This window comes from Planococcus maritimus (assembly GCF_001592825.1).
GTDB classification, from domain to species: domain Bacteria; phylum Bacillota; class Bacilli; order Bacillales_A; family Planococcaceae; genus Planococcus; species Planococcus maritimus_C.
Window position 1 is genome coordinate 348351 of sequence record NZ_LTZG01000021.1, and the last position, 8854, is coordinate 357204.

Sequence of the window (8854 nt, forward strand, 5' to 3'; positions counted from 1 at the left end):
TTTTATAGCCGATTGATTGAAAAAAAGCTGCCTCCGAAGAAGACAGCTCAATTCATTCATATAATCAAGGGAAACGTGGGAATTGACCAAAGTCCGGTTTGCGTTTTTCTTTGAACGCATCGCGGCCTTCTTTTGCTTCATCCGTAGTGTAGTAAAGCAATGTTGCATCGCCAGCCATTTGCTGAAGACCAGCAAGGCCATCCGTGTCCGCATTCATCGCTGCTTTGACGAAGCGCAATGCAGTCGGGCTCATTTCGAGCATTTCCTCACACCATTTCACTGTCTCGTCTTCCAATTGCTCGTAAGGTACGACTGTGTTGACAAGGCCCATATCAAGCGCTTCCTGTGCATCGTACTGACGGCACAAATACCAGATTTCGCGTGCTTTCTTGTGGCCGATGATGCGTGCCAAATAGCCGGAACCATAGCCTGCATCAAATGAACCGACACGCGGCCCTGTTTGGCCGAAGCGTGCGTTATCCGCTGCAATCGTCAAATCGCAAACGACGTGAAGTACGTGTCCGCCGCCGATTGCAAATCCAGCGACCATCGCGACAACTGGTTTTGGAATGACGCGGATTAAGCGCTGCAAGTCCAGGACGTTAAGGCGCGGAATTTCATCTTCCCCAACGTAGCCGCCATGTCCGCGGACAGATTGGTCTCCGCCTGAACAGAATGCTTTTTCGCCTTCACCTGTCAAGACGATGACGCCGACGTCCGAATTGTCGCGCGCGCGTGAAAACGCATCGATCAATTCGTGAACCGTTTTCGGACGAAAAGCATTGCGCACTTCCGGACGGTTAATGGTGATTTTCGCAATCCCATTATATGTTTCGTATTTAATGTCTTCATATGTAAGTTCTGTAACCCATTGACGTGTTGACATTCTAGTCCTCCTCAGTAATTCTGATTTAATCGTTCCATAACCATTGTAGCAAATTCAGCCGGTTTTTCCACATGAATCGCATGTCCCGCTGAAATGATACGGTGTTCCGCATTCGGTAATAATTGCTGCATCCTCTGGGCAATGGCGCAAAACTTCGAATCCAGTTCCCCGGTCAACAGCAACACCGGTACGTTTAGATCTTGCAAGCAATCCCAGTAAGAACGCTGTGAACCTGTGCCCATGCCAAGCAAACTATTCGCCAACCCTTGTGCAGATTGCGCCAGCCGCTCTTGCCTTATTTGTTGTTGCACGCTTTTGGGCAAGGATGTCTGGCTATCAAACAATGGAATATTTTCCCATTTGGCAACGAAAGGCTCAATACCAAATCTCAAAATTTCTTGTGCCGATCGGGCATCCACTTCTTGTCGCTGTAGTCTGTCGGCTTCTAGCATCAATCCGGGTGACGCACTTTCTAAAATAAGCTTATTGACCCTATCTGGATATTCATAAGCATACGCAAGTGCCGTGCGCCCGCCCATCGAATAGCCGAGCAAGCTGAATTGACTTAACTTTAATTCCCGGAAAATGCTCTCCAGATCCTCTAACTGTCGTTCCATCGCGTATCGCTTTGCATCTCTCGGGCTGTCCGTCTTGCCATGGCCAATCAGGTCGATTGCCACTACCCGGAAATCCTGCCAATATTCGATTACAGGATGCCACGTAGCTGTGCTGCCTGTAAAGCCATGGAGTAAGACGAGAACAGGGCGTTTCTCGTCCCCGGTTACCTCAATATGATAGCGAACTCCATTTGCCATCAATTCCATGCGTCTAGACCCTCACCCAGCCGGCTCCAGAATTTTCGGTGAATCGTTACATTATTGGCACGGTCCGTCGCCACTTCTATAATGCGCACCGGTTTTTCTTTCGGTGTTCGAAGGGCCGCTTGCAATTGTGCGACCGTCTCCGCAGAGAAATACTCCGCACCGTACATGTCAGCGGCCGCTTTGAATTGAATCCCGGTCGGGGTACCGAAAAGTTCCTCATAATAACGCTTTTCTTTCGACTGCGGCAAATAAGAGAAGATCCCACCGCCGTCATTATTCATCACAACAATCGTCATATCCGCATGCTGCAGTTTCGAAGCGATCAAGCCGTTTAAATCATGCAGCAAGGCCAAATCCCCGATCAATAGATACCCAGGCCGTTTGTTTGCTGCCTGGATCCCGAAAGCTGTCGATACCACCCCATCAATGCCATTAGCGCCGCGGTTGGCAAAAATTCGCACGTCCCGCTGCGTCGTTTGGAAATACGTATCGGCATCCCGGATTGGCATACTGCTGCTGACGGTCAAATCGCAATCGTTCAGCTCATCGAAAAAGGCTTTTGCTAACACCCCTTCGTCCAATTCTTCCTGACAATGAGTCTCCATTGTCTCCTGCACCAATTTTTGTGCTGTTATCCAAAGATTCAAGTACGGATGAGAAGATTTCGCGTTCAATTTCAACTGCCACAAGGCAGAAAAATGCTGCTGGATATGATGCGTAGCTGCTGATTGTGGATCTCTCAGCATCGGACTTTCATCCAACACGACATAACGCGCTGGCTTGGCTTTCCTCAAGAATAAGCTGAGCGGCTTAGACACAGGCTGAGGCCCGATTCTTACTACGGCATCCGGCGCTACACGATCAGCGAATTCAGCATTTTTCAGCAACGCATCATAGGAATCGATAATGAGCTCATGAAGATCCGCTGGCACATTTGCCCGTAAATTCGACAACGGATCGGCAAGCACCGGCCAGCCGAGACGGCGGATAAATTCCCATTGCTCAACTGGTATCTCACCGGTGTTCTCTCCTGCAATTAGCAGACCGCGAGACTGCGTGAACACTTCTGTTAAGAAATCAGCTGCTTTATCAGTTAACCGCTCGCCGCTTTCGAAACGATATAATTCAGTGCCACTTACATAAGCTTGATCGAAATCAATGCTAAGCGGTTCCCGGAATGGCACATTCAGATGGACCGGGCCCTTAGGCGCTGTTTTAGCTAAGGTGGCGGCACGCCCCAAATGGCGTTTCAACGAATCCAGATGATTGCCTTGCTCTGGCAGTGCCAGATCGACTGACCACTTAACATGAGATCCGAATAAGTTGATTTGATTAATTGCTTGCGGGGCCCCAACTTCGCGCAGTTCATGCGGACGGTCTGCCGTGACGACAATAAGAGGCACACGCGCATAATAGGCTTCTACGATGGCCGGAAAATAATTGGCTGCTGCAGTGCCTGATGTACAAAGCAAAACGACCGGGGCGTTTGACGCTTTCGCCAAACCGAGCGCGTAAAAGCCGGCTGAGCGTTCATCTATTTGGCGATAGGTCTCTATCCCTTCCTGCTTCATGAATGCATAAGCAAGAGGGGTTGAACGCGAACCCGGGCTGATAACCGCTTTTTTCACCCCCGCATGGAGCAAGGAATGTGTAAAAGCCGATACGTATTCAGTTAAAAACTCACGATTCGTCATGTAGATTTCCTCCCAGTACACGAAGCATCGGGCGGAACTTCACCCATGTCTCATCGTATTCTGCTTGTGGCGTAGAATCTGCCACAATGCCGCCGCCTGCGAATAAATAAGCTTTATCCCCATCCAGTAACGCCGAGCGAATCGCTACAGCAAATTCACCGTCGCCTTTCGCATCGATCCAACCGATCGGTGCAGCATAATAGCCTCTATTCAAAGGTTCATAAGAACGGATCAAACTGAGCGCCTGCTGTTTCGGTTCGCCGCCTAGTGCTGGCGTTGGATGGAGTGCTTCGACAAGGTCCAGTAGCGAGCTGCCATTTTTGAGTTCCCCTTCCACTGGGGTATATAAATGTTGAATATCTCGGATTTTCATCAGTTTCGGATGCTGCGGAATCCGTGGATCTATACAATGTTCCTTAAATACATCTCCAATCATTTGAACCACATATTGGTGTTCAGAACGATTTTTGGAATCACCGAGCAAAGCTTTTCCTAATGCTTCGTCTTGTTCTACGGATTGGCCACGAGGTGTAGAGCCTGCCAAGCACGTAGACAATGCTTTTTGCTGCTCTACTTTAACAAGGCGCTCTGGCGTTGCGCCAAAGAAAAATTGCTCTCCTGCTTCCAAGCCGAACAAAAAGCTTTCAGGCTGCTCATTCGCCGCCTGATATAGAGCCGATGCCGGGGATAGAGCTTCATCAAAACGAAGACCCAGCGCCCTTGCAATCACAACTTTATCCACTTCGCCTGAACGAATCACTTGAGTGACCTGTTCAATAGAACGCATATACTCCTCTTTTTTTAATTCTTTCTTTTCGGCGACACGGGGCTTTTGATACGCTTTGGGCTCGGATACTTGCGCTGCGTGAATCAGCCGGTCACGTTCTTTCCGAAGTGCTTCAAAATCTGCAAAACTATTTGGTGCCTTCGTGATCAGGTGGACACTAACATAAGCCTGCTCGCCTTTAATAATCAGCTGAAAAGTCGGGACGGCAAAATAAGCCTGAGGGAAATTTCTCCACTCGCTCGGCTGGTCATTTAAAGGATCAAATGAAAAGCCACCAAATAACACTGGCTGAACGGCTGTCTCTTCATTCACCAATTGGGCACTCAATGCTTTCCAATCTTTTTGTATGTTGTTAAACCGCCCCTTATAATCATCTGCTGTGAGAACATAGGCATGCCCTAGGCCAACTAGCGTAAAGGACTTCTCCCGATTCTGCCAGAACATCCGCTTGCCTTTATATTCCTCTTGCCCTGCCTCGAAAAATGCCAAGGCAGACATCGTTGATACTTCAATGGTTTCTGTATAAAAGCGATACTCGCTAAAGCGGTTCGCTTCCATCTGTTCAGTTGATGAATACGATTGTGAATTCACCGGATTACCTCCGTTTACTGCAGCATTAACTGACTGCGATACATTTTAATCTCTACTTTCTATCATACCCCTTTCTCTGGAATTCAGCACAACATATGCTGTAAATCTCTGCGTTTTGCAGTACAATATAGGTTGGAAAGAAATGAATAGGAGAGATAGAAATGACACATTCGATACAAGCTGATAGCGGCTGGCGTGTCTGGTGGCAACTTACCCGCCCCCATACCTTGACCGCATCATTTGCCCCTGTATTCCTGGGAACAATGATCGCCATCCACTACACCGCTTTAAATTGGGCGCTATTCGCAGCCATGTTAATAGCAAGCCTGCTGATTCAAGCAGCAACCAATATGTTCAATGAATACTACGATTTTGCACGCGGTCTCGACAATGAAGAATCCATCGGCATAGGTGGAGCCATTGTGCGTAACGGCGTTTCACCGAAAACCGTTTTAGCATTGGCATTCCTACTCTATGCGATCTCTGCGATACTCGGGCTTTATATTGCAGCTTCTACTAGCTGGTGGTTATTGGCAGTCGGTGGCATCGGCATGCTAGTCGGCTACTTTTACACAGGAGGTCCTTATCCAATCGCTTACACGCCACTTGGCGAATTGTTCTCAGGACTGTTTATGGGCTTCCTGATTGTCATCGTTGCTTTTTATATCCAGACAGAAACAATCACCTCGACTGCTGTGATGCTCGCGATCCCTAGCACATTGCTTGTAGCGGCCATTATGATGTCCAATAATATTCGAGACATAGTTGGGGATGAAAAAAGCGGCCGGCGTACTTTAGCCATTCTGGCCGGCAGACCAGCTGCCGTCACCATCTTCATGTGGTTCTTTATTTTGTCCTATGCCTGGATTATTTTATTAGTAGTGCTCGGCATTATCACTCCATGGGCATTATTAGTACTGCTTAGTGTAGTTAAGCCCGTAAAGGTAATCAAAACATTCAAACGCCACACTGAACCTTTGAAAGTAATGCCAGCTATGAAAGATACAGGAATCACGAATACTTTATTTGACTTCCTACTAGCAATTGGTTTACTAGTAGATTACTTTTTGTCTTAATATCCTAGAGCTGATGGCAATTTGCCACCAGCTTTTTGTTATTGAGTTAGATAACGAAAGCCCTCTTAACTAAATAAGAATGGTGAAAATTCATTAACTGCGATATATTGAATATAACATATAGAAAAGGTGGAGTTTTATGAAACCGATTATATTTGGTCTTGCCGGCGCAATGTTTTTTGCAGTCACTTTTATCGTCAATTCCTTAATGGAAGTGCAAGGAGGCCATTGGATATGGAGCGCTTCACTCCGCTACCTGTTTATGATCCCATTCCTTTTGTTGATCGTAATAATCAGGGGGAACTTATATCCGCTCTTCAAAGAAATGAAGAAGCACAAAATTAAATGGATAGTGTGGAGTTTTGTAGGCTTTGGTCTTTTTTATGCCCCTTTATGCTTTGCAGCAGCCCATTCACCAGGTTGGTTAATTGCTGGAACGTGGCAATTTACTATCATTGCTGGAACCTTAATGGCTCCACTTTTTTTCGTTAGAGTTCCTATAGCTGGTCAAATTTTAATGCACAGACAACGTATACCTATTAAAGGATTACTCTTCTCTACAATTATCTTAGCTGGCATAGCTCTCATTCAACTTGACCACCTAGCCAATGTTTCGATTTCAAGCTTATTGTTGGGATTGATACCTGTTTTAATCGCAGCTTTTGCTTATCCACTTGGAAATCGAAAAATGATGGAGGTATGCGAAGGTAAACTCGACGCATATCAACGTGTACTTGGAATGACGATAGCCAGTTTACCTCTATGGTTAGTTCTTTCTATTTATGGGGTCTTGACAACTGGATTACCCTCTAATTCTCAGACTTATCAATCGTTGATAGTTGCGATTAGTTCAGGAGTCATTGCGACTGTACTCTTTTTTATGGCGACCGACATGGTTAGAACTAGCATGCCGAAGCTTGCAGCAGTAGAAGCTACACAATCAATGGAAGTCATATTTGCACTGATAGGTGAATTTTTACTTTTAGGCATTGCTTTCCCTTCCCCAATCGCATTTGCGGGGCTAATTTTGGTAATACTAGGAATGGTCATTCACAGTTTCGCTTCAAGCCAGGAACAAAAATTAGAAAAAGAAAAAAGCGCCATGCATATAAATGCATGACGCTTTTTATAATGACCCCTACGGGATTCGAACCCGTGTTACCGCCGTGAAAGGGCGGTGTCTTAACCGCTTGACCAAGGGGCCTTACTGGCGGAGAAGGAGGGATTTGAACCCTCGCGCCGGTGTTACCGACCTACACCCTTAGCAGGGGCGCCTCTTCAGCCACTTGAGTACTTCCCCAGTATGGCTCCGAAGGTAGGACTCGAACCTACGACCATCGCATTAACAGTGCGGTGCTCTACCACTGAGCTACTTCGGAACAATGGTGGGCCTAAGTGGACTCGAACCACCGACCTCACGCTTATCAGGCGTGCGCTCTAACCAGCTGAGCTATAGGCCCATTGTTGGAGCGGGTGAAGGGAATCGAACCCTCATCATCAGCTTGGAAGGCTGAGGTTTTACCACTAAACTACACCCGCAATATGGTGGGTCAGGACGGAATCGAACCGCCGACACTTAGAGCTTCAATCTAATGCTCTACCGACTGAGCTACTGACCCACATATTTATTGATAAAAATGGCGGTCCCGACCGGGATCGAACCGGCGATCTCCTGCGTGACAGGCAGGCATGTTAACCGCTACACCACGGGACCATTTGGTTGCGGGGGCAGGATTTGAACCTGCGACCTTTGGGTTATGAGCCCAACGAGCTACCGAACTGCTCCACCCCGCGATAATAATATTAATTGAAAATTGTCCACTCATTTTTTTAAAAGATGGAGGAGGAAGAGGGATTCGAACCCCCGCGGGATTTGACTCCCCTGTCGGTTTTCAAGACCGATCCCTTCAGCCAAACTTGGGTATTCCTCCGTGATAAATATTGAATGGTGGACCTTGCAGGACTCGAACCTGCGACCGGACGGTTATGAGCCGTCTGCTCTAACCAACTGAGCTAAAGGTCCTAAAAAAGTGGCGGCAGAGGGGATCGAACCCCCGACCTTACGGGTATGAACCGTACGCTCTAGCCAGCTGAGCTACGCCGCCAGGATCTTTAAATTGTATAGTTGGTGGAGCCTAGCGGGATCGAACCGCTGACCTCCTGCGTGCAAGGCAGGCGCTCTCCCAGCTGAGCTAAGGCCCCATAAAGTGGTCGGGAAGACAGGATTCGAACCTGCGACCCCTTGGTCCCAAACCAAGTGCTCTACCAAGCTGAGCTACTTCCCGACTGAATAGGATGATGACAAAAATATGGCGCGCCCGAGAGGACTCGAACCTCTAACCGCTTGATTCGTAGTCAAGTACTCTATCCAATTGAGCTACGGGCGCTTAATATAAAATTTGATAAAATAGTTGGTGCCGAGGACCGGAATCGAACCGGTACGGTAGTCACCTACCGCAGGATTTTAAGTCCTGTGCGTCTGCCAGTTCCGCCACCCCGGCGGGGCATTGGACAGATAATAAAATTGGAGCGGAAGACGGGGGTCGAACCCGCGACCTCCACCTTGGCAAGGTGGCGTTCTACCACTGAACTACTTCCGCTTGGTGCGGGTGAAGGGAGTCGAACCCCCACGCCCGAAGGCGCTAGATCCTAAGTCTAGTGCGTCTGCCAGTTCCGCCACACCCGCGTGGCAATTATAAAATTAAAATGGTGAGCCATGAAGGATTCGAACCTTCGACCCTCTGATTAAAAGTCAGATGCTCTACCAACTGAGCTAATGGCTCAAACATGAGTGGTGCCGGAGAAAGGACTTGAACCCTCAACCTACTGATTACAAGTCAGTTGCTCTACCAGTTGAGCTACTCCGGCATGGAGTAAAAAATGGTGGAGGATGACGGGATCGAACCGCCGACCCTCTGCTTGTAAGGCAGATGCTCTCCCAGCTGAGCTAATCCTCCGTATGTATGCCCAGCGACGTCCTACTCTCACAGGGGGAA

6 protein-coding genes and 20 tRNA genes are annotated in these 8854 nt (G+C 47.9%); 2 read left to right on the forward strand and 24 right to left on the reverse strand.

The window, feature by feature from the left end; all coding sequences use genetic code 11:
- Nucleotides 1–64: 64 nt before the first annotated feature.
- Genes menB through AY633_RS12130 form a run of 4 tightly spaced genes read right to left on the reverse strand, consistent with a single transcriptional unit; the run spans nucleotide 65 to nucleotide 4782 of the window.
- On the reverse strand, nucleotides 65–886 hold the full coding sequence (gene menB / locus AY633_RS12115; protein ID WP_058381162.1) for a 1,4-dihydroxy-2-naphthoyl-CoA synthase: 822 nt from the start codon (nucleotides 884–886) through the stop codon (nucleotides 65–67).
- A gap of 11 nt (nucleotides 887–897) precedes the next feature.
- Nucleotides 898–1710 carry a 2-succinyl-6-hydroxy-2,4-cyclohexadiene-1-carboxylate synthase gene (gene menH / locus AY633_RS12120; protein WP_068488574.1) on the reverse strand — a complete coding sequence of 271 codons (813 nt, stop codon included), beginning with the start codon at nucleotides 1708–1710 and terminating at the stop codon, nucleotides 898–900.
- Nucleotides 1701–3404 carry a 2-succinyl-5-enolpyruvyl-6-hydroxy-3-cyclohexene-1-carboxylic-acid synthase gene (gene menD / locus AY633_RS12125; protein WP_068488575.1) on the reverse strand — a complete coding sequence of 568 codons (1704 nt, stop codon included), beginning with the start codon at nucleotides 3402–3404 and terminating at the stop codon, nucleotides 1701–1703. The genes menH and menD overlap by 10 nt, the downstream gene beginning before the upstream one ends.
- A complete protein-coding gene (locus tag AY633_RS12130) occupies nucleotides 3391–4782 on the reverse strand; it encodes an isochorismate synthase (protein WP_068488576.1) in 1392 nt (463 codons plus the stop codon). Before AY633_RS12130 ends, menD begins: the two co-directional genes overlap by 14 nt.
- Before the next feature lie 161 nt (nucleotides 4783–4943).
- Between AY633_RS12130 and AY633_RS12135 the strand changes: the two genes are divergently transcribed.
- A complete protein-coding gene (locus AY633_RS12135; RefSeq protein ID WP_068488577.1) occupies nucleotides 4944–5858 on the forward strand; it encodes a 1,4-dihydroxy-2-naphthoate polyprenyltransferase in 915 nt (304 codons plus the stop codon).
- Nucleotides 5859–5997: 139 nt separating this feature from the next.
- On the forward strand, nucleotides 5998–6978 hold the full coding sequence (locus AY633_RS12140) for a DMT family transporter (RefSeq protein ID WP_068488578.1): 981 nt from the start codon (nucleotides 5998–6000) through the stop codon (nucleotides 6976–6978).
- Nucleotides 6979–6990: 12 nt separating this feature from the next.
- Here AY633_RS12140 and AY633_RS12145 read toward each other — a convergent pair.
- The 20 genes from AY633_RS12145 to AY633_RS12240 form a co-directional block, all read right to left on the reverse strand.
- Nucleotides 6991–7062 (reverse strand) — tRNA-Glu (locus AY633_RS12145).
- Between the two features lie 4 nt (nucleotides 7063–7066).
- Nucleotides 7067–7158 (reverse strand) — tRNA-Ser (locus AY633_RS12150).
- 4 nt (nucleotides 7159–7162) lie between these two features.
- Nucleotides 7163–7237 (reverse strand) — tRNA-Asn (locus AY633_RS12155).
- A 4-nt stretch (nucleotides 7238–7241) separates the two neighbouring features.
- A tRNA-Ile gene (locus tag AY633_RS12160) sits at nucleotides 7242–7318 on the reverse strand.
- A 5-nt stretch (nucleotides 7319–7323) separates the two neighbouring features.
- Nucleotides 7324–7397 (reverse strand) — tRNA-Gly (locus AY633_RS12165).
- Between the two features lie 4 nt (nucleotides 7398–7401).
- A tRNA-Phe gene (locus AY633_RS12170) sits at nucleotides 7402–7477 on the reverse strand.
- 19 nt (nucleotides 7478–7496) lie between these two features.
- Nucleotides 7497–7572, reverse strand: a tRNA-Asp gene (locus AY633_RS12175).
- A gap of 3 nt (nucleotides 7573–7575) precedes the next feature.
- A tRNA-Met gene (locus AY633_RS12180) sits at nucleotides 7576–7652 on the reverse strand.
- Nucleotides 7653–7696: 44 nt separating this feature from the next.
- Nucleotides 7697–7789: transfer RNA gene (locus tag AY633_RS12185), tRNA-Ser, on the reverse strand.
- A 15-nt stretch (nucleotides 7790–7804) separates the two neighbouring features.
- Nucleotides 7805–7881, reverse strand: a tRNA-Ile gene (locus AY633_RS12190).
- 8 nt (nucleotides 7882–7889) lie between these two features.
- Nucleotides 7890–7963, reverse strand: a tRNA-Met gene (locus AY633_RS12195).
- Nucleotides 7964–7984: 21 nt separating this feature from the next.
- Nucleotides 7985–8060 (reverse strand) — tRNA-Ala (locus AY633_RS12200).
- A 6-nt stretch (nucleotides 8061–8066) separates the two neighbouring features.
- Nucleotides 8067–8143 (reverse strand) — tRNA-Pro (locus AY633_RS12205).
- A gap of 25 nt (nucleotides 8144–8168) precedes the next feature.
- Nucleotides 8169–8245 (reverse strand) — tRNA-Arg (locus AY633_RS12210).
- A 25-nt stretch (nucleotides 8246–8270) separates the two neighbouring features.
- Nucleotides 8271–8359: transfer RNA gene (locus AY633_RS12215), tRNA-Leu, on the reverse strand.
- A 24-nt stretch (nucleotides 8360–8383) separates the two neighbouring features.
- Nucleotides 8384–8458, reverse strand: a tRNA-Gly gene (locus AY633_RS12220).
- A 1-nt stretch (nucleotide 8459) separates the two neighbouring features.
- A tRNA-Leu gene (locus AY633_RS12225) sits at nucleotides 8460–8544 on the reverse strand.
- Nucleotides 8545–8565: 21 nt separating this feature from the next.
- Nucleotides 8566–8641: transfer RNA gene (locus AY633_RS12230), tRNA-Lys, on the reverse strand.
- 9 nt (nucleotides 8642–8650) lie between these two features.
- A tRNA-Thr gene (locus tag AY633_RS12235) sits at nucleotides 8651–8726 on the reverse strand.
- A 13-nt stretch (nucleotides 8727–8739) separates the two neighbouring features.
- A tRNA-Val gene (locus tag AY633_RS12240) sits at nucleotides 8740–8815 on the reverse strand.
- Nucleotides 8816–8854: the final 39 nt, after the last annotated feature.